The sequence below is a fragment of the Sphingopyxis sp. J-6 genome (assembly GCF_046603995.1).
Lineage (GTDB): Bacteria > Pseudomonadota > Alphaproteobacteria > Sphingomonadales > Sphingomonadaceae > Sphingopyxis.
Genome location: NZ_CP145810.1, coordinates 2,958,492 through 2,977,479, shown reverse-complemented (window position 1 = coordinate 2,977,479; position 18,988 = coordinate 2,958,492). Strand labels below are relative to the sequence as shown.

Here is an 18,988-nt window from a genome sequence, read left to right as displayed (position 1 = left end):
GCTTTCCAGCGCCCCGCAAAAGGAGAATTTCCATGGCTCAGCGTGACCCTGTCTTCCCTGCCGGTCGGCATGACCTCTATACGTCGCAGACCTATTCCGCCGCGATCAGATCGGGCGATCTCCTCTTCGTATCCGGCATGGTCGGCAGCCGCAGCGATGGTTCGCCCGAGCCCGATTTCGAGGCGCAGGTCCGCCTGGCGTTCGCGAATCTCAAGGCGACTCTGCAGGCGGGCGGATGCGGGCTCGACGATATCGTCGACGTGACCACATTTCATACCGATCCTGAAAATCAGTTCGGCACGATCATGCAGATCAAAAGCGAGGTCTTCCCGCAGGCACCTTATCCGAACTGGACCGCGATCGGCGTTAACTGGCTTGCCGGCTTCGACTTCGAGATCAAGGTCATCGCCCGCATTCCCGGCTGACCATAGCGGGGAGGGCGTTGCGAAGCGGCGGATCAACCCAGCGGGCGCGCCGCGCCATATTCAGTCCAGCCGAAGGGGCGGGGCGTCTTGGGTACATAGGCGGCGGCTTGCCGGTCGACCGCGAACCCTGCGCGTTCATAGGCGTCGGCGATCGGCCGGGTCAGGTGGCAATTGCCGCCGATCCGCTTCCATAGCGGCTCGATTCGGCGCTGCCATTTCGCGACGCCCGGGTCGGGCGCCCCGCCATGTTCGAGGAACAGCGCAGTGCCGCCGGGCTTCAGCACGCGGCGGATCTCGGCGAGCACCGCGGCCTGGTCGGCGACCGAGCAGAGGGTGAAGGTGGTGATGATGGTGTCGAAGCGCGCGCTTTCGAACGGCATCGCTTCGCCGACGCCGCCCCGGATGTCGGCGGTCATGCCGCGCGCCTGCGCCGCCGCGCGGCTCATTGCCAGCAATTCGGGCGAGGGGTCGAGCCCGGTAAAGCTCGCGATCCGCGAAGGATCGTAAAATTCCATGTTGATGCCGCCGCCGCAGCCGAGTTCGAGCACGTCGCCCTCTGCATGCGGCACGATCTTGCTGCGCAGCTTCATGATCTGCCCCTGCGAGCAGGCGCATTTGATCAGCCGCGGCACCCCATGACGTTCCCACCAGCTCGCCATTTTTCCGACTCCCCTTGGCGCGGAAGGTGACCCTTGCTAGCGCGGTTGGCAACACCCATTTGTCTTGTCCGCCCAGCGCGCTGCAAAGGAAAATCATGGCCTCCGTCCACCACACCAAGATGCTCATCCTCGGTTCCGGTCCCGCCGGCCTGTCCGCCGCCATCTATGCTGCGCGCGCGGGCATGATGCCGATCGTCGTGCAGGGGCTGCAGCCGGGCGGCCAGCTGACGATCACCACCGACGTCGAAAATTATCCGGGCTTCGCCGAGGTGATCCAGGGCCCGTGGTTGATGGAACAGATGACGGCGCAGGCGACACATGTCGGCACCAGCATGATCTGGGACACGATCGTCGACGTCGACCTGTCGCAGCGCCCCTTCAAGCTGACCGGCGACGGCGGCGACATCTATATGGCCGAAACCCTCGTCATCGCGACCGGCGCGCAGGCGAAATGGCTGGGCGTTCCGGGCGAGCAGGAACTGGGCGGCAAGGGCGTGTCGGCTTGCGCCACTTGTGATGGCTTCTTCTATCGCGGCAAGAAGGTCGTGGTGATCGGCGGCGGCAACACCGCGGTCGAGGAGGCGCTTTACCTCACCAACCACAGCGACGATGTGACGCTGATCCATCGCCGCGATCATCTGCGCGCCGAAAAGATTTTGCAGGACCGGCTGCACGCCAATCCGAAGATCAAGGTGCTGTGGAACAAGCGCGTCGACCGTTTTGTTGCGGGCGAAGGCGTGTCGGGGCTCGTCGGCGTCGATCTGATCGACACGGTGACCGGCGAAGCAAGCCACGAGCCGACCGACGGCGGCTTTGTCGCGATCGGCCACAGCCCGTCGACCGAGCTGTTCAAAGGCAAATTGCCGCTCGATGCCGACGGCTATCTGGAGGTCACGCCGGGGACTTCGCTCACCAGCATCCCGGGGGTGTTCGCGGCGGGCGATGTCACCGACAAGGTCTACCGGCAGGCGGTGACCGCGGCGGGCATGGGCTGCATGGCCGCGCTCGACGCCGAGCGCTTCCTCGCCGAAGCCGAATATCACGCGCTGGTGGACGCCTAGTCCGCGAGGACGCCGAGAATCCGCTGGAATAGCCAGTCGGCGTCGTCGCCGGCGAAGCTGTGCGACGGGCTGGCGAGGCGTTCGATCGACAGACTGTCGGTCCGGCAATTTTCGATAAACGCCTGCGCCGTCCGGTCGCCGGTCGCGAGCAGGATCGTCGCGGGACAGGCCAGCCCGGCAAGCGCCGCGTCGAGGCGCGCCGGCAGACCGTTCGGGGCGGCGGGTGCCGCCGGTTTCCCGAGCGCCGAAAGGCCGCGGAAGAGTTTGCCGATATCGATTTCGCCCTTGAACAGCCGCAGCAGGCTCTTCGGGTCCTTCAGCCGCGACAGATAGCGCGCGCGGATCGCCGAGGCCGGGGGTAATGCCGGCTCGTCCGCCTCGGTTTCGTCGCTCTCATAAGTCCAGGGGTTGGCGAGGAGCAGGGCGTCGAGCGCCAGCGGCTGATGAAGCAGCAGCGCGCTTGCGGCATCGCAATTGCCGAAGGCGGCGATGCGGGTGAGCTGCGGCGCCGCCTCGCGAAATGCCGCAATCGCGGCGGCGATATCGGGCGCGCTGCTCGTATAGCCGCCGTTGGCGCCATCGCTGTCGCCGATCCCGCGGCGGTCGAAACGGAACACCGGATGGCCGGCCGCCGCCACCCGCTGGGCGAGCATTGCCATGCCGCGGTGCGCGCCGCTGCGGATTTCATTGCCGCCCGACACGATCAGCAGGCCGGTCGTCCCCGGCGCTTCGTCGAGCGTCGCGGCGAGTATGGCGCCGTCGCAGGGAAAGGTCAGCCGATGCCGCATGACCGGCTCCATTCCGAGATGTCGGCCGCAATGGCTTGCGCCATCGCGCCATCCTCGCCCGGCTCGGCGCGGAGCCAGAGCGGGGTGCCCGCGATGCCGTCGGCGCCGAGCCCGATGCTGCGCAGCGGGCCGAGCGGTTGGGCCTCGGCTGCACCGAGCTGCTCCGTCATCGCGGGCGAGAGGCGGTTGCCGGCGAGCAGCAGCGGCGCGGCCTTTGCTTCGGTCTGAAGGCTTTCGAGCGAGGTGGCGAGCCCCGCTTCGCGGTCGGCCGATACGCGCGCGCGCATCAGCGTGCGGAGCAGCGAGGCGCCGCCGACGGGTGCGAGGCGCCACCATGCGGTCCCCTTCGCCCGATGATCGATCAACGCACCGCCACGGACCGACGCGATGATCGCGGGACCGTCGATGCCCGCCACCACCTCGGCAAGCGCATCCTGCCAGCGTGCGAGGTCGACATCGGCGAGCGGCACGAGGCTTTCATTCTGTCCGGGGAGGTCGGGGAGGAACGACGCGTATCCGTCTGCCGCGAGCGCGCGCATCGCGAGCACCAGCGTGCGGCGGGTGCGGTTCGCTTCTTCGAACAGCGGCGGCACGATCAGGATCGTCGCGCGCGGCACCCCGGCGGGATCAAAGCGGAGCTGCTGTTCGCCCATGCCGCTCCGCATCGGCCTCAGCCGGCGACCTTGCGTTCGGAGAAGGCGAGGAGATTGCCGTAGGTTTCAAAGATTTCGCCGTCGATCTCGTCATCGTCGATGAGGATGCCGAGGCGGTCCTCCATTTCGGTGAGCACCGTCGCGACCGCCATCGAATCGAACTCGGGCAACTCGCCGAAGAGGCCGCTGTCGGCGGTCAGCGCAGCGGCGCGCTCTTCGCCGAGGCCGAGGACGTCGGCGAGCAGCGCGCGCAAGGTGGCATCGACGCCGGATGCCTTGGGGGTGTGATCGGTCACGTATCTTTCCTCAGCATGGAGCGGCCAAAGGCCTTTAACGCCGGACCCCATGCCGCTATGCGCGACGGATTGAAAGCCTCGATACGCCACAGCGGTTCGTGGCGGTTCATCCAGTCGCGCTTGTAGGCGTCGTTGCCGGTGCCGAAATCGACGCGCCGGACGCCGTCGACCTCGATGACATGGCGGAAGAGCGCGGCCGAGAGCAAGGTGCCGGGCGAGGCTTTCAGGCTGTCTTCGACATGCGCGAGCTTGTGGATGAAAGCGGTGCCGTCCTCGACCGTCCAATATTGCGCTGCCACTGGTTCACCTTCGATCCGGGCAAGGCCCATGCGAAAAGTGCCGCGCGCGCTCTCGGCCTCGGCAAAGGCGCGCAGCAGGGCGGGGTCGCCTTCCTCGGGTTTCCAGCTTGCGGCATAGATTTGCTCATAGGCGGCCCATGCGTCGGCATCGAAGACGTCGAACAGCGCGATATCGACGACGCCCTTCTTCGCCTTGCGCTTCACCGTATTTTTGAGCGCGCCGGGGCGGCTGTCCCACCAGCCATCATGATCCATATCGGAGAGGTCGAGCCAGTGGCGATCGCCGGCCGGAAGGGCTTTCACCCACCAGCCGGCGGCACGCAGCGCATCGGCGATTGCGGCGCGCTCGGCATCGGGCACGGGGTAGAGCGACAGGCGAGCGGCCTGTTCGCGCAGCTTGTCGAACAGGTCGGCGAGCGCGGCCGCGCGATCCCCGAAACCGCTGAAAAGCGGCCGGATCGAGAAGCTGTACCAGCTGGTGAGACCCGCAAAACGCCCCGGTCCTTCGCGGCGAAGCGGCAGCCAGGCGCTGACGCCATCGCTGGTGCCGCGAGCATCGACGCGCCCCGCGCCCGCGAAGCCATGCGCTTCGAGCAGGTCGAACCATTCGCCGCGGTCGAAGGGCGAGGCAAAGCCCGTGGCGCGCGCATCCGCTGCCACTTTGCTATCATTAGCGGGATGTTCACCGTTCCCTTGCATGGTGCGGGCCTCTATCACCAGTCTCCTAACAGCCGATGACCAAAGCCGCAAAACCGCCCTCGCATCCGATCGATCATCTCGCCCGCTACGGCGCGCCGGATGCGGCTGCGCTGCTGATCGGCGACAAGGTAACGCGCTTCGCCGAACTCGACGCGGGTGTCGGGCGGCTCGCATCATGGCTGCTCGAACAGGCCGGCGGCCCGGGCGAGCGCGTCGCGAGCTGGAGCGCGAAGACGAGGGCGGCCTGCATGATGCCGCTGGCTGCGGCGCGCGCCGGGCTGATCCATGTTCCGGTCAACCCGCTGCTGAAGGGACCGCAAGTCGCGCATATTCTTGCCGATAGCGGCGCAAAGCTGCTCGTCACAAACAACGCCCGCGCCGATATGCTCGGCGACACGCGGCCGGACGAATGCGCGGTGCAGGATTTGAAGATCGCCGAGGAAGTGATTGATTCGGATGGCGAGGGGCTGCCCCCGTCGCTGGCCGAACCCGACGATCTTGCGGCGATCCTTTATACTAGCGGTTCGACCGGACGGCCGAAGGGCGTGATGCTGAGCCATGCCAATCTGTGGCTCGGCGCCGAAAGCGTCGCATCCTATCTGAAGCTCGTCCCCGAAGACCGGGTGCTTGCGGTGCTGCCGCTGAGTTTCGATTACGGCCAGAACCAGTTGCTCTCGACCTGGTTTGCCGGCGGCGCGGTCGCGCCGCTCGACTACCTCACCCCGCGCGATGTGGTGAAGGCGGTCGCGCGGCACGGCGCGACGACGCTTGCAGGCGTGCCGCCGCTCTGGGTGCAGCTTGTCGAGAGCGAATGGCCCGCCGAAACCGCTGGCTTGCTGCGGCGATTGACGAACAGCGGCGGCGCGCTGACGCCTTCGCTGATCGACGCGATGCGGGCGACGTTCCCCAGCGCCGATATCTATCCGATGTACGGCCTGACCGAGGCGTTCCGGTCGACCTATCTCGATCCGAAATTCGTCGCCGACCATCCGACCTCGATGGGCCGCGCGATTCCGCATGCGGAAATTTTGGTGTGCCGCCCCGACGGCACGATCACCGCCGATGAGGAGCCGGGCGAACTCGTCCATTGCGGGCCGCTGGTCGCCAAGGGCTATTGGCAGGACGCGGAGCGTACCGCGCAGCGCTTCAAGCTGGCGCCGCGTGCGTCGCAATATGGCGGCATGGCGGTCTGGTCGGGCGACACGGTGCGCCGCGATGCGAACCACCTGCTCTATTTCGTCGGCCGCGACGATGCGATGATCAAAACCGCGGGCAATCGCGTCAGCCCGACCGAGGTCGAGGATGTCGCGGTGGCTTCGGGGCTTGTCTATGAGGCGGTCGCGTTTGGTATCCCCGACGAGCGGCTGGGCGCCGCGATCATCCTGATTGTGCGCGGCAAGGACGGGGTTGCCGATGGGGAAGGGCTGGCAGCCTATTTGCGCCAAAACCTGCCTAATTTCATGCAGCCGCAGGTGATCGAATGGCGGGGCGAACTGCCGCGCAATCCCAACGGCAAGCTCGACCGGGTGGCGATCTCCGCCGACTGGACGCAGGAGGTGACGGCATGAAGCCGCACGGGCCGATCCCGCCGGGTTTTGACGCCGACGACGACGGCATGCTGATGATCGGCAGCGACCGCGCCGAGGCGCTGGTCGATGCCGCGGGCGACACGCCGCTGTTCGTCTATGACAGCGCGCTGCTGACCGCGCGCGTCGCCGAATGGCGGGCGGCGATGCCCGATAATGTCCAATTGCATTTCGCGATGAAGGCGAACCCCTATGCGCCGCTGCTGGCTTATATGGCGCGGCTGGTCGACGGGTTCGATGTCGCGTCGGGCGGCGAACTCAAGGCGGCGCTCGCCAGCGGCATGGCGGCGGAGCACATCAGCTTCGCGGGTCCGGGCAAGCGCGACCGCGAACTCGAAGCGGCGATTGCGGCGGGCGCGACGCTCAACCTCGAATCGGCTGGCGAAGCCGAACGCGCGCTGTCGATCGGCGCGCGGCTCGGCGTGACGCCGAAGCTCGCCGTGCGGGTCAATCCCGACTTCGATCTCAAGGGATCGGGCATGAAGATGGGCGGCGGCGCCAAGCCGTTCGGGGTCGATGCCGACGAGGTGCCGGTGCTGGTGCGCCGCCTGATCGATGCCGGGGCCGATTGGCAGGGCTTTCATATCTTCGCAGGATCGCAGGCACTTGATGCGGCGGCGATCGCCGAGACGCAGGCGCAGACGGTCGCGCTGGCGGCGCGGCTGGCCGACGAGGCCGGCGCGGTGCCGCCGCTCGTCAACCTCGGCGGCGGGATGGGCGTGCCCTATTTTCCCGGCGACAAGGCGGTCGATGCCGCCGCGGTTGGTGCGGCGCTTGCCGAGACGCTCGATGCGCGCGACCGGGCGCTCGAGGACAGCCGGTTCGCGATGGAACTCGGCCGCTGGCTCGTCGCCGAGGCGGGGGTTTACCTGACCCGCGTCGTGGATCGCAAGGTCAGCCATGGCGAGACCTTCCTCGTCACCGACGGCGGACTCCACCACCAGCTGGCCGCGAGCGGCAATTTCGGGACGGTGATCCGCCGCAACTATCCGATCGCCGTCGCGAACCGCTTCGGTGGCGAGCCGGTCGAGACGGTTTCGGTCGTCGGCTGTCTTTGCACCCCGCTCGACCGCCTCGGTGACCAGGTCGCGCTGCCACGCGCCGATGTCGGCGACCTGATCGCCGTATTCCAGGCCGGGGCCTATGGTGCTTCGGCGAGCCCGGCGACGTTCCTCGGGCAGGGGCCGGCGCGCGAAATGCTCGTCTGACCGTGACAGATATGTGTCAATACGGCACAGTTTGCGACGGGTGCGGTCCAAACTTATCCCAATACTAACGGTATGTTCACCCTTTTCGAGCATGGCTGATCCTGACGCAATGGCTGTCGTGGTAAGGGGTTGCCCTGCTGCGACGGGGCCAGCCGCTCGAAAGGTGATACGAATATGGCTTGCTTCTCCCCGCTTGGTGCCGCGCGCGCGGCCCTGCTTTCCGGCATTGCTGCGACTGCGCTGACGGGATGTGCAGGTGGCGTTGGCAGTGCGCCGCAACTGCCGAGCGCCAGCTTCGTCGCCAATCAGGAAGGGCCCGGCGAGGAATATATCATCGGGCCGCTCGACGAGCTGCAGATCTTCGTCTGGCGCAACCCTGAACTCGGCGGCAAGGTGCAGGTCCGCCCCGACGGGCGGATCACCACCCCGCTGATTACCGACATGCCCGCGGTCGGCAAGACGCCGACGATGTTGCAGCAGGACATCAAGCTGCAGCTCAGCCAATATATCACCGACCCGATCGTCAGCGTGATCGTCACCAGCTTCAACAGCACCTTCTCGCAGCAGGTGCGTGTCGTCGGTGCGACCGAAAAGCCGGCGTCGATCCCGTTCCGTGCCAACATGACCGTGCTCGACGCAATGATTGCGGTCGGCGGGCTGGGCGAATATGCGGCCGGCAACAAGGCGCGGCTGGTCCGTTACGACAAGGGCAGCGGCAAGCAGCATGAATATGGGCTGCGGCTTAACGACCTGATAAAGCGCGGAGATGTGAAAGCGAACGTCCGTCTGCAGCCGGGTGATGTGATCATCATTCCCGAAAGCATGTTCTGACGCAGCCCGGCGCGCACCCCGATCAACCCCCAAGGACTGACCCCGATCGATGAACAGCCTCTACGACGAATTCCGGGTGGCGCTGCACAGCGTCTGGACGCGCCGCTGGCTGGTGCTCGGCGTCGCGTGGGGGATTTGCATTCTCGGCTGGCTGGCGATCGCGTCGATCCCGAACCGCTATGATTCGCGCGCCCGGCTGCTCGTCGACATCAACCAGATCCTGCCCGACGACGGGCAGGCAGGGTCGTTTGGCGCGGGCCAGCAGATCGACCAGATCCGTGAAACGCTGACCAGCGCGCGCAACCTCGAAAAGGTCGCGATCACGACCGGCCTGCTTCCGGCGGGTGCGACCGACCGCGAAAAGGCGGGTGCGGTCGCGATGTTGCAAAAGAATATCAAGGTCGTCCCGCAGCAGCAGAATATCTTCGAGATCACGTCGAGCGTCGGCGTGGGCAGCCTGTCCGACGCCGATAATGCGAAGCTCGCGTCGGGCGTGCTCGACAGCCTGATCACCGTGTTCCGCGACGACCAGTTGCGTGGTGGCCGGATGAATGCGCGCGAGGGACTGAAGTTCCTCGATTCGCAGATCGCCGACCGCGAAAAGGCGTTGCGCGAAGTCGAAGCGCGCCGTGCCGCCTTCGAGGCGCAGAATATCGGCCTGATCCCCGGCGGCGCCGGATCGCCTGCACAGCGCGTCGATGCGGCACGCGCCGAACTCAACCAGATCGATTCGCAGCTCGTGTCGGCGCAGGCGCAGCTTGCCGCAGCGAACGGCCAGCTCGCTTCGACCCCCGCGACGATCAACGTCCCCGGCATGGGCGGCGTCGGCGGCGGCGTCGCGCGCCAGCAGCTTGCCGGCGCGCAGGGCGAATTGTCGGCGATGCGCGCCCGCGGGCTGACCGATGCGCACCCCGACGTCATCGCGCTCAAGAGCCAGATCGCGTCGCTGAAAGCCATCGCCGATCGCGAAGGTACGGGCGGCGGGGGCGGTGGCAATGCGCAGAACCCGGCCTATGCGTCGCTGGCCGCGATGCGTGCCGAACGCCAGGCAACGGTGAGCGCGCTGTCGGCGCGCAAGGCGCAGCTCACCGGCGATATCGCCAAGATCACGACGCAGCAGATCCAGAACCCCGGCATCGCGGCCGAATATGACCGGATCAACGGCGAATATACCGCCTTCAAGGCGCAATATGACCGGCTGCTCACCCAGCGCGAACAGGTGCGGATGCGCGGCGAGGTGCAGACCGAAACCGACGCGATCAAGATCGAGTTGCTCGACCCGCCGTCGAAGCCGACCAGCCCGGCGGCACCCAACCGGCCGTTGTTCCTGACGCTCGTGCTGTTCGCCGGCATCGGCGGCGGGATCGCGGTGGCCTTTGGCCTCGGTCAGGTCCGCACCAGCTATGCGACCGCGGCGAAGCTCGAACGGGCGAGCGGATTGCCGGTGATCGGTTCGATCACCGAAGTCGTTACCCCCGAACGTCATGTCGAGCGCAAGAAGCGGCTCGTCTGGCTCGCGGGCGGCGGCGGCGCGCTCGTCGGCCTCTATGCGCTGCTGCTCGTCGCCGAATTCATTCAGCGCGGCATGGTCGCGTGACGGGGGACAAGAAGAAAATGACCGATCAACGCCCCGTCAAGCGCCCGCCCTCGCTCCTCGAACGCGCTGCCGACATGTTCGGTATCGACCCCGCGGCCAATGCGCCGACGATCGACGTGTCGAACCTGCCGCCCGAGCCGGTGAAGAAGGCGAAGAAGGCCAAGGACGAACCGAAGGCGGAAACGCCCGCGGTCGAGATCCTCGGCCCCGAGGCGCCTGCCGTCGATCCGGCGCCGGCGGTCAAACCGTCGCCGCGCAAGGATATCGCGCGCGCCGCTCCGGCGATCGTGCCGACCCGGCAGGGACGCATCGATCGCGACCGTCTGGCAGCGCGCGGGATGATCGTCCCCGGTGCGCCGGTGACGGGCATTTCCGAAGAATATCGCATTGTGAAGCGCGAGATCATCCGCAATTTTGCCGGCACCCCGAACCGCCCGGTGGTGCCGCGCGGGCACCGCGTGCTGATCGCGTCGGCGAACCCCGGTGAAGGCAAGACCTTTTCGGCGGTCAACCTTGCACTCAGCCTGGCGGTCGAGGCCGACCACGACGTGCTGCTGATCGATGCCGATATCGCCAAGCCGAGCGTGCTCGACGCGCTGGGGCTGGAGGACGGTCCCGGCCTGATGGACGCGCTCGCCGATCCGCACCTGCCGCTCGGAGACTGCATGATCCAGACCGACATCGCGGGGCTGAAGGTGATGCCGGCGGGCATGCAGCATATGCACGACACCGAATTGCTCGCCTCGGCGCGGACCGAAGCGCTGCTCGGCCAGCTCGAAGCCGGCGCGCCGGGTCGCATCCTGATCCTCGATTCGCCGCCGGTGCTCGCGGCGTCGCCCGCGGCGGTGCTGGCGGGACATGTCGGCCAGCTGATCATGGTCGTGCGCGCCGACGAAACGCTTGAATCCGCGCTGCGCGACGCGATCGGCCTGATGGGCGCGTGTCCGCATATCCAGCTGCTCCTCAACGGGGTGAAATATTCGCCGGGCGGCCGCCGCTTCGGCACCTATTACGGACAAGGAGGCGCGTCGTGATGCGCACCAAAACCACCATGCGTCGTGTGGGGACGCTGGCTGCCTTGCTGCTTGCCGGGACGGCAACGAGCGCGCACGCACAATTTTCGGGCGATCCGGGATCGAGCGGCGATGCGCCGTCGGCGGGTGGCCCTGCGGCATCTTCAAGCGAAGGCGGGCGCAGCGAGGCACGCGCCGAGCGTCGGCGTGCGAAGAAGCAGGTGAATGTCAGCCCCTATCTCGAGGTCGGACAGGTTCTGTCCGCCGATCTCAAGGGCGACGGGGATGTGCTCACCTATACGACGCTGGCGGCCGGGGTCGATGCGTCGATCGTGACGCGCCGCGCCGAACTCGCAGGCAGCGTCCGCTATGAATATCGTATCGGCGAATCGGGCGGGCTCGGCAATTCGAGTTCGCTGAGCGGTCTTGCGCGCGGCCGGATCGAAGCGGCGCGCGGGCTGAATCTCGAAGCCGGGGCACTCGCGACGCGGACGCGCGCCGATGGTTATGGCGGCGACACCGGCGTCTTCCTTCGCGACGGAACCAACGTCTCCAATCTCTACTCGGTCTATGCCGGCCCGACCTTCGCAAGGCGCATCGGCGGGCTCGATGTCGGGGCGGGTTATCGCTTCGGCTATACCAAGATCGACGTCGACGACCCGACGCCCCCCGGCGTGACGGCGCAGGACATTTTCGACAGCTCGACGAATCATGTCGCGTGGGCCAGCGTCGGGGCAAGGCCCGGTGACCTGCCGTTCGGCTGGCAGGTGTCGGGCGGCTACCAGCGCGAGGACGCCAGCCAGCTCGATCAACGGTACGAAGGCAAATTTGCGCGCGTCGACGTGACCGTGCCGATCGGGCCGACGCTGGCGCTGCTCGGCGGTGTCGGCTACGAAGACATCGAGATCGGCCAGCGCGATCCGGTGGTCGATGCGAACGGTGTGCCCGTCCGCGACGCGAACGGCCGCTTCATCACCGACAAGTCCAAGCCGCGCGAGTTGTCCTTCGATACCGACGGGCTGATCTGGGACGCCGGCGTGATGTGGCAGCCGAACCGCCGCACGGCGCTGACCGCGAAGGTCGGCCGCCGTTATGGCGACACCATCTATACCGGCAGCTTCACCTATCGCGCCAATCATGCGACCTTGTCGGTCGGCGTTTATGACGGGCTGTCGAGCTTTGCGCGCGGCCTGTCCAGCGGGCTTGCCGCACTGCCAACCCAGTTCGATCCGATCCGCAATCCCGTCGACGGCAGCATCAACCCGTGCGTGTTCGGCGATCAGGGCGGCGGCTGTCTTGCCAATCAGCTCGGCAACACGACCACCGCGCAGTTCCGCAATCGCGGCGTGCAGGCGGTGTTCTCGTCGCGCCTCGGCGGCTGGAGCTATGGCATCGGCGCCGGTTACGATCGCCGGAAACTGCTGTTGCCGGGCCTGTCGGCGATTTCCGACCTCAATGGCGTGATCGACGAGAATTATTATCTGTTCCTGTCGGCGGGGCGCCAGCTCGACCGCGATTCGGACCTCACGCTTGCCGCCTATTTCAACTATTTCGACAATGGTGCGCCCGGTGCTGCCAATGTCCAGTCGGCGGGCATTTCGGCCGCTTATTCGCGGCGCCTCTGGCGCGGCCTGACCGGTCACGCGGCGGCCAGCCTGACGTCGTTCGATCAGGACGGTTTCAACAGTCAACTCATCGGGTCGGCGCTCGTCGGCATGCGTTATAACTTCTGATCCGGCTATAGCGCGATCAAGCACAGGGATTTTGCGATGTACGATCAGTTTTATGGCTTCACCGGCCGCCCGTTCCAGCTGACGCCGGACCCGCATTTCTATTTCGAGAGCGGCACGCACCGCAAGGCGATGTCCTACCTTGGTTACGGCCTCGCACAGGGCGAAGGCTTTATCGTCATCACCGGCGATGTCGGGGCGGGCAAGACGACGCTGGTCGGCCATCTGATGAACACGATCGATCCCAACCGCCTGACCGCGGTCAAACTCGTGTCGACGCAGGTCGAGGGCGACGATTTGCTGCGCCTCGTCGCCGAACAGTTCGGGCTGGAATGGGAAACCGAAAGCAAGGCCGAACTGCTGCGTTCGATGGAGCAATATCTGCGCGAACAGGCGCGCGCTGGCCGCCGGACGCTGCTGATCGTCGACGAAGGGCAGAACCTTGCCATTTCGGCGCTCGAAGAGCTGCGCATGCTGTCGAATTTCCAGCTCGGAGGCCATTCGCTGCTGCAAATCTTCCTGCTCGGCCAGCCCGAATTCCGCCAGACGCTGTTCCACTCGCCGACGCTCGAACAGCTCCGCCAGCGCGTGATCGCGACGCACCATCTCGACCCGATGGAGCCCGAAGAGGTGGAGCCCTATATCCTGCACCGCCTCGGCAAGGTCGGCTGGACCGGCAACCCCAGCTTCAGCCCCGACGCGTTCGAGGAGATTTTCGACTATAGCGCGGGCGTACCGCGCAAGCTCAACGTGCTGGTGAGCCGTCTGCTCCTCTATGGCGCCGTCGAGCAGATGACCCGCATCACCGGGCAGCAGGTCCGCGCCGTTGTCGCCGAGATCGAGGCCGATCGCGGCATCGACGAAGCCGCGCTCGCGCCGCTGCCGGTCGAGGACGTCGTGGCGCAGGCCGAGATTGCTGCGGCGCCGATTGCGGCTGCTGTTGCTGAGCCGGCCGCTGTCCTGGAGGCAAGCGCCGAAATCGCACGGCCGCTCGAATGGCCGCGCGCTTCGGCGGTCTATGACGACGCGCCGGCCGTTCCCGAACGCCCGCCGTTCGCCGGACCCGCCGACACCTCGCCGCCATCCTATGCCAGCCCGAGCTTCGCCGAAGCGCGTTCGCTCGTCGCCGAACAACTGGGTGTCGCGCCTGCAGCGGAAGCGGTGGAGGCCGACGCCGACGATACGGCCGACATTTTCGAACTTGCGGCCGAAACGGCAATCGAAACCCCGGCCGAAACGCCTGTCGCAGTGCCCCCGGCGGTCGATGCCGCGCATCTGGAAGCGCTGCAACGGCAGATCGCGAGTCTCGAGGACCGGCTGGTCGAGCAGGACGCCGCGCTGCGCCGCGTGCTTGATTTGTTGATCGAATGGGTCGAACGCGATCCGGAGAATGCGCCCAATCCGGCCCGGTCGCAGGTCTGGGCCGCCTGACGTCCATCGCCCGGCGGGATCGATACCGGGCCGATGAAGGTGAGAGACAATGCAGAACGGCCTCTCGGTCGATGTCGAGGACTGGTTCCAGGTCGGCGCCTTTGAGCGCACGATCGGCCGCGACGACTGGGATGGGCTCGATTGCCGCGTCGAGGCGAATTGCGACGCGGTGCTGGCCTTGTTTGCCGAGACCGGCGTGCAAGGCACCTTCTTCACGCTTGGCTGGGTCGCCGAGCGCTATCCGGCGCTGATCAAGCGGATCGTCGCCGCGGGGCACGAACTCGCGAGCCATGGCTATGACCACAAGCGGGTTTTTGCGATGACCGCCGGTGAATTTGCCGCCGATCTGAAGAAAACGCAGGCGATCCTAGAGGATATCGGCGGCGTGCCGGTCCGCGGCTATCGCGCGCCGAGTTTCTCGGTCGATCAGCGCACGCCCTGGGCGCACCCGATCCTTGCCGAACAGGGCTATGCCTATTCGTCGAGCGTCGCGCCGGTGGTGCACGATCATTATGGCTGGCCCGCGAGCCCCCGCCATGCGTGGCGGCCGTTGGCGGACAGCGATCTGGTCGAATGGCCGGTGACGACGGCGCGCGTTGCAGGGCGCACGCTCGCGGCGGGCGGCGGCGGCTTCATGCGCCTCCTGCCTTATGGCTTCACGCGCTGGGCGATCGCGCGAATGAATGCCGAGGGTCACCCCGCGATCCTCTATTTCCACCCGTGGGAAATCGACCCTGGCCAGCCGCGCGTCGCCGATGCGCCGCTCAAATCGAAGATACGTCATTACAGCGGCTTGTCGGCTATGGCCGGCAAGCTGAAGAAACTGCTCGCCGATTTCGAATGGACGCGCGCCGACGCGCTGTTGCCGGCGCAGCAGCAGCGGGCGCAGTCGTGGCGCGCGGCGGCGTGAATGCGCCGAGCGTCCTTATGAAGCCCGGTTTTTCCGGCGCGCCGCTGTCCGATGCGGCCGCGTGGGACGCCTATGTCGCGGCGCACCCCGACGCGACGCCGTTTCACAGCCGTGGCTGGTGCGAGGCGATCACCCAGGCGACCGGGCATCGCTGTCACTTGGTCACCGCGCGCGATGCGGCCGGAATGCTGACCGGCATCCTCCCGCTTCACCATGTCCGCTCGCCGCTGTTCGGGCAGGCGCTGGTCGGCAGCGGCTTTGCGGTCGATGGCGGCATCCTCGCGAACGATCCGGCGGTGGCCGCCATTCTGGCGCAGGGCGCCGCCGAAATGGCCGCGTCGCTGGCCGTTCCTTCGGTCGAACTGCGCGGCGGGGCGCTGCCCGAAGGGACCGGCTGGTATCGCGAGGAAGGCCTCTATGCCGGCTTTGCGCGCGATCTTTCTGCCGACGACGAAGCCGAACTGCTCGCCATTCCGCGCAAGCAGCGGGCCGAGGTGCGCAAGGCGCTGGGCAGCGACCTGACCGTCACCACCGGTGACGACACGGTCGAGCGGCGCGACCATTACCGCATCTACGCGACGAGCGTCCGCAACCTTGGAACGCCGGTGTTTCCGAAGGCGCTGTTCGACGCGGTGCTCGATGCGTTCGGCGGCGACGCCGATATCCTGACCGTTCGCAGCGGCGGGCGGGCGGTGGCGAGTGTGCTCAGCCTTTACTGGCGCGGCACGGTCATGCCCTTTTGGGGCGGCGGCCTTGCCGAGGCGCGCGGGCTGCGCGCCAACGAACTCATGTATTTCGCGCTGATGCGCCATGCCCGCGAACGCGGGTGCACGCGCTTCGATTTCGGCCGGTCGAAGGTCGGCACCGGTCCCCATAGCTACAAGAAGAACTGGGGTTTCGAGCCCGAGCCGCTGGTCTACGCGCGCTGGCTCGCGCCCGGCCAAAAGCCGCGCGACACCAATCCGAACAGCGCCAAATACCGGCTGCAGGTCGACCTGTGGAAAAAACTGCCGCTCTGGGCGGCAAACCGGATCGGCCCGCTGATCGCCCGCGGACTTGGTTAGGTTTCCGGGGTGATGGCCGAAATCCTGTTCCTCGTGCACCGGGCGCCGTGGCCACCCGATCGCGGCGACCGCATCCGCAGCTGGCATATGTTCGAAGCGCTGGCGAAACTCGCGCCGGTGCATGTCGCGGCGCTCGCCGACAATGCCGGGGATGCGGCGCTGGCGCGGGATAAAATGGCCCCGCTTTGCAAGAGCTTGGTGATCGAAGTGCGTGACGTTTCGCGGCCGGTCGCGCTCGCGCAGGCGTTGCTGCATGGCGAGCCGGTGTCGAACCGGCTGTTCCGCAACCTCGCGCTCGCGCACCAAGTCGACGATCTGCTGGGCGAGGGCAAGATCAGCCATATCGTCGCTTTCTCCGGCCAGATGGCGCAATATCTGCCCGGCGGTTTCGACGGTCCGGTGATCATGGATTTCGTCGATGTCGATTCGGCGAAGTTCGCCATCTATGCCGAACAGGACCGGCGCCCGCCGCTCCACTGGATCCACAAACGTGAGGCGCGGAAGCTCGGCGCGTTCGAGGCCGCTATCGCGCGCCGCACCGATGCGAGCCTGTTCGTGAGCGAAGCCGAGGCGGCGTTGTTTCGGTCGCGCAGCGGGCTTGGACGCAACAAAGTCCATGCGGTCGAAAACGGCATCGACACGGCGAAGTTCGACCCGGCGCTGGCATTCGACCCGGTGGCGGCGGGCGAGGGGCCGGTCGCCGTGTTCACCGGCCAGATGGACTATCGCCCCAATATCGACGCCGTGCGCTGGTTCGCCGCGGATATCTTGCCGCTGGTTCGTCGGCGGCATCCAGCGGCGCGCTTCGCGATCGTCGGCCGCGCGCCGACCGATGAGGTGCGGGCGCTTGAAAATCTGGCCGGAGTGACGGTGACCGGCGAGGTTCCCGACGTGCGGCCGTGGCTGGCAGCCGCCGACGCGGTCGTCGCGCCGCTGCTGCTGGCGCGCGGGGTACAGAACAAGCTGCTCGAGGCGATGGCCATGGCGCGGCCGGTGGCGGCGAGCGCGGCGGCCGCAACCGGAATCGATGCCGTCGCGGGCGAGCATCTGCTCGTTGCCGATGACGCGCAGGCGATGGCCGCAGCAGTTTGTACGCTGTTCGACGACCAGAACGCCGCTGCGGCGATGGGAGCGGCGGCGCGCGCACGGATGATCGAGCGCTATGGCTGGGACGCCCGCCTAGCGCCGCTCGGGCAATTGCTCGGAATTGCCGCATGACCCCGTCCTTGCACGCCCTCGACCGCCCGCAAGGCTGGTCGCGCTGGCAGCAGCATATCGCGGCGCTGGTCGCCTTGTCGGCGGCGGTTCTCGCACTCTTTTATCGCGACGCGGCCGATATGGCCGGCATCTGGTGGCACAGCTCGACCTTCACCCATTGTCTGTTGATGGTGCCGATGATTGGCTGGCTGGTGTCGCAGCGCGTGCCGCAACTCAGGACGTTGACGCCCGCGTTCTGGTGGCCCGCGCTGATCTGGATCGCCGGGGCCGGATTGGTCTGGCTCGTCGGCGAAGCGGCAGGCGTCGGGTTGTTCCGGCAGGTCGGGCTGGTCCTGATGCTGCAGGGCGTGGTCGCGGCGACGCTCGGCGAGAAGCTGGTGCGCGGGCTGCTCTTTCCGCTCGGCTATGCGCTGCTGCTGGTGCCGTTCGGCGAGGAACTGGTGCCGATGCTCCAGACCTTCACCGCGCACATCAGCGTCATCCTCCTCCATCTGTCGGGGATCGCCGCCGAGATGCAGGGGGTGTTCGTCACCACAAAGGCCGGCTTTTTCGAGGTCGCGGAGGAGTGTTCGGGGGTCAATTTCCTCATCGCGATGCTCGCTTACTCGGTGTTTGCGGCGCATCTCTGTTTCCGGAGCTGGACGCGGCGGATCGTCTTCGTTGTGCTGGCGCTCGCGACGACGATCGTCGCCAATGCGCTCCGCGCCTATGGCACGATGGTCGCGGCCGAGATCTGGGGGATCGAGGCGGCGGGCGGCATCGATCATATCTTCTATGGCTGGATCTTCTTCGGACTCGTCATCCTGCTCGTGATGTTCGTCGCGTGGCGCTGGTTCGACCGCCCCGCGAACGATCCGGCGATCGATACCCGCGGCCTCGATGGAGTGCCGCGTTTTGCCGGGCCCGCCAAGGCCGTGCTGCCTGCTGCTCTTGTGCTGCCGCTCTTCTTTCTCGGCTGGGCGGTGCTGGTCGGCGGCCGGTCGGCGCCGCTGCCGGGCACGATGGCGGTTGATACGCCTGCGGGCTGGGTGGCGCCAAGAGAGGTGAACCCATTGTGGCTGCCGCGCTTCGATGGGGCTGACCAATATCTTATTCGCGATTTCGTCGATCCCGAAGGCCGACGGGTAACGGTCGCGATCGGTGGATACGAACGCCAAGCCGAGGGACGTGAGGTTGTGGCTTTCGGGCAGGGCGCGGTCGATCCCGACAGCAAATGGGCGTGGAGCGCAACGCTGGAACCCGTCGATGGCGCGAAGACCGACCGGCTCCTCCATCCGGGTCCGGTCCTGCGCGACGCGGCAAACTGGTATGTCGTCGATGGCCGCGCGACGGGCAGCCCGCGTGGAGCGAAACTGGCAGGGTTGAAGGCGCGCCTGCTCGGCGGCGACCCGCGCGCGCTGTCGCTGATCGTCTCGGCCGAAGAGTCGCGCGGCGGGCGCGATGCCATCGCCGATTTCGTGTCGGCTTCGGGCGGCGCGCAGGCAATGGCTGACCGCGCGCTCGAAACCCGCTAAGCGACG

The 18,988-nt window shown here is 67.0% G+C and carries 18 protein-coding genes; 13 read left to right on the top strand and 5 right to left on the bottom strand.

The genetic code is table 11. The features are described from left to right. Positions 1-32 precede the first annotated feature (32 nt). Complete coding sequence (locus tag V6U71_RS14440) at positions 33-425, top strand: RidA family protein (RefSeq protein ID WP_411339106.1); 393 nt, start codon at positions 33-35, stop codon at positions 423-425. Between the two features lie 32 nt (positions 426-457). Here V6U71_RS14440 and V6U71_RS14435 read toward each other — a convergent pair whose 3' ends face one another. Next, positions 458-1,084 (bottom strand): class I SAM-dependent methyltransferase, encoded by a 627-nt coding sequence (locus tag V6U71_RS14435; protein WP_411339105.1) that lies wholly within the window; start codon positions 1,082-1,084, stop codon positions 458-460. 95 nt (positions 1,085-1,179) lie between these two features. On the opposite strand from V6U71_RS14435, the gene trxB reads away from it, so the two are divergent. Beyond that, the gene (gene trxB, locus V6U71_RS14430) at positions 1,180-2,145 is read left to right on the top strand and encodes a thioredoxin-disulfide reductase (protein WP_411339104.1); all 966 of its coding nucleotides are present in this window, start codon (positions 1,180-1,182) and stop codon (positions 2,143-2,145) included. Here trxB and V6U71_RS14425 read toward each other — a convergent pair. From V6U71_RS14425 to V6U71_RS14410, 4 genes are read right to left on the bottom strand one after another with little or no spacing between them, the layout of a single operon-like run. Further along, a complete protein-coding gene (locus V6U71_RS14425; RefSeq protein ID WP_411339103.1) occupies positions 2,142-2,933 on the bottom strand; it encodes a hydrolase 1, exosortase A system-associated in 792 nt (263 codons plus the stop codon). The genes trxB and V6U71_RS14425 overlap by 4 nt on opposite strands. Further along, the gene (locus V6U71_RS14420; protein WP_411339102.1) at positions 2,918-3,586 is read right to left on the bottom strand and encodes a hypothetical protein; all 669 of its coding nucleotides are present in this window, start codon (positions 3,584-3,586) and stop codon (positions 2,918-2,920) included. Before V6U71_RS14420 ends, V6U71_RS14425 begins: the two co-directional genes overlap by 16 nt. A gap of 17 nt (positions 3,587-3,603) precedes the next feature. Further along, entirely contained in the window at positions 3,604-3,882 is a 279-nt protein-coding gene (locus V6U71_RS14415) for an acyl carrier protein (protein WP_411339101.1), read from the bottom strand. Beyond that, on the bottom strand, positions 3,879-4,841 hold the full coding sequence (locus V6U71_RS14410; protein WP_411339100.1) for a GNAT family N-acetyltransferase: 963 nt from the start codon (positions 4,839-4,841) through the stop codon (positions 3,879-3,881). The genes V6U71_RS14415 and V6U71_RS14410 overlap by 4 nt, the downstream gene beginning before the upstream one ends. Positions 4,842-4,915: 74 nt before the next feature. Here V6U71_RS14410 and V6U71_RS14405 point away from each other — a divergent pair, with 74 nt between their 5' ends. From V6U71_RS14405 to xrtA, 11 genes are all read left to right on the top strand, one after another. After that, the gene (locus V6U71_RS14405; protein WP_411339099.1) at positions 4,916-6,448 is read left to right on the top strand and encodes an acyl-CoA ligase (AMP-forming), exosortase A system-associated; all 1,533 of its coding nucleotides are present in this window, start codon (positions 4,916-4,918) and stop codon (positions 6,446-6,448) included. Continuing rightward, positions 6,445-7,674 carry a pyridoxal-dependent decarboxylase, exosortase A system-associated gene (locus V6U71_RS14400; protein WP_411339098.1) on the top strand — a complete coding sequence of 410 codons (1,230 nt, stop codon included), beginning with the start codon at positions 6,445-6,447 and terminating at the stop codon, positions 7,672-7,674. The genes V6U71_RS14405 and V6U71_RS14400 overlap by 4 nt, the downstream gene beginning before the upstream one ends. A 174-nt stretch (positions 7,675-7,848) precedes the next feature. Further along, entirely contained in the window at positions 7,849-8,505 is a 657-nt protein-coding gene (locus V6U71_RS14395; protein ID WP_411339097.1) for an XrtA/PEP-CTERM system exopolysaccharide export protein, read from the top strand. Between the two features lie 49 nt (positions 8,506-8,554). Next, on the top strand, positions 8,555-10,102 hold the full coding sequence (locus V6U71_RS14390) for an XrtA system polysaccharide chain length determinant (protein ID WP_411339096.1): 1,548 nt from the start codon (positions 8,555-8,557) through the stop codon (positions 10,100-10,102). A 17-nt stretch (positions 10,103-10,119) separates the two neighbouring features. Continuing rightward, entirely contained in the window at positions 10,120-11,136 is a 1,017-nt protein-coding gene (locus tag V6U71_RS14385) for a P-loop NTPase (RefSeq protein WP_411339095.1), read from the top strand. Further along, a complete protein-coding gene (locus tag V6U71_RS14380; RefSeq protein ID WP_411342357.1) occupies positions 11,136-12,848 on the top strand; it encodes a hypothetical protein in 1,713 nt (570 codons plus the stop codon). Before V6U71_RS14385 ends, V6U71_RS14380 begins: the two co-directional genes overlap by 1 nt. A 36-nt stretch (positions 12,849-12,884) precedes the next feature. Further along, positions 12,885-14,276: an XrtA/PEP-CTERM system-associated ATPase gene (locus V6U71_RS14375; RefSeq protein WP_411339094.1), complete on the top strand. Its 1,392-nt coding sequence runs from the start codon at positions 12,885-12,887 to the stop codon at positions 14,274-14,276. Positions 14,277-14,325: 49 nt separating this feature from the next. Continuing rightward, entirely contained in the window at positions 14,326-15,186 is an 861-nt protein-coding gene (locus V6U71_RS14370) for an XrtA system polysaccharide deacetylase (protein ID WP_411339093.1), read from the top strand. A 17-nt stretch (positions 15,187-15,203) separates the two neighbouring features. After that, the gene (locus V6U71_RS14365) at positions 15,204-16,250 is read left to right on the top strand and encodes a FemAB family XrtA/PEP-CTERM system-associated protein (RefSeq protein WP_411339092.1); all 1,047 of its coding nucleotides are present in this window, start codon (positions 15,204-15,206) and stop codon (positions 16,248-16,250) included. Between the two features lie 12 nt (positions 16,251-16,262). Further along, on the top strand, positions 16,263-17,468 hold the full coding sequence (locus tag V6U71_RS14360) for a TIGR03087 family PEP-CTERM/XrtA system glycosyltransferase (protein ID WP_411339091.1): 1,206 nt from the start codon (positions 16,263-16,265) through the stop codon (positions 17,466-17,468). Continuing rightward, positions 17,465-18,982, top strand: coding sequence for an exosortase A (xrtA, locus tag V6U71_RS14355; RefSeq protein WP_411339089.1), 1,518 nt, complete (start codon positions 17,465-17,467; stop codon positions 18,980-18,982). The genes V6U71_RS14360 and xrtA overlap by 4 nt, the downstream gene beginning before the upstream one ends. Positions 18,983-18,988: the final 6 nt, after the last annotated feature.

Coding starts and splice junctions, on each gene's coding strand:
- V6U71_RS14360 (WP_411339091.1), top strand. CDS start 16,263: ATGGCCGAAATCCTGTTCCTCGTGCACCGGGCGCCGTGGCCACCCGAT.
- V6U71_RS14425 (WP_411339103.1), bottom strand. CDS start 2,933: ATGCGGCATCGGCTGACCTTTCCCTGCGACGGCGCCATACTCGCCGCG.
- V6U71_RS14390 (WP_411339096.1), top strand. CDS start 8,555: ATGAACAGCCTCTACGACGAATTCCGGGTGGCGCTGCACAGCGTCTGG.
- V6U71_RS14440 (WP_411339106.1), top strand. CDS start 33: ATGGCTCAGCGTGACCCTGTCTTCCCTGCCGGTCGGCATGACCTCTAT.
- V6U71_RS14365 (WP_411339092.1), top strand. CDS start 15,204: ATGAAGCCCGGTTTTTCCGGCGCGCCGCTGTCCGATGCGGCCGCGTGG.
- V6U71_RS14370 (WP_411339093.1), top strand. CDS start 14,326: ATGCAGAACGGCCTCTCGGTCGATGTCGAGGACTGGTTCCAGGTCGGC.
- V6U71_RS14375 (WP_411339094.1), top strand. CDS start 12,885: ATGTACGATCAGTTTTATGGCTTCACCGGCCGCCCGTTCCAGCTGACG.
- V6U71_RS14400 (WP_411339098.1), top strand. CDS start 6,445: ATGAAGCCGCACGGGCCGATCCCGCCGGGTTTTGACGCCGACGACGAC.
- V6U71_RS14420 (WP_411339102.1), bottom strand. CDS start 3,586: ATGGGCGAACAGCAGCTCCGCTTTGATCCCGCCGGGGTGCCGCGCGCG.
- V6U71_RS14380 (WP_411342357.1), top strand. CDS start 11,136: ATGCGCACCAAAACCACCATGCGTCGTGTGGGGACGCTGGCTGCCTTG.
- V6U71_RS14435 (WP_411339105.1), bottom strand. CDS start 1,084: ATGGCGAGCTGGTGGGAACGTCATGGGGTGCCGCGGCTGATCAAATGC.
- V6U71_RS14395 (WP_411339097.1), top strand. CDS start 7,849: ATGGCTTGCTTCTCCCCGCTTGGTGCCGCGCGCGCGGCCCTGCTTTCC.
- xrtA (WP_411339089.1), top strand. CDS start 17,465: ATGACCCCGTCCTTGCACGCCCTCGACCGCCCGCAAGGCTGGTCGCGC.
- V6U71_RS14405 (WP_411339099.1), top strand. CDS start 4,916: ATGACCAAAGCCGCAAAACCGCCCTCGCATCCGATCGATCATCTCGCC.
- V6U71_RS14385 (WP_411339095.1), top strand. CDS start 10,120: ATGACCGATCAACGCCCCGTCAAGCGCCCGCCCTCGCTCCTCGAACGC.
- trxB (WP_411339104.1), top strand. CDS start 1,180: ATGGCCTCCGTCCACCACACCAAGATGCTCATCCTCGGTTCCGGTCCC.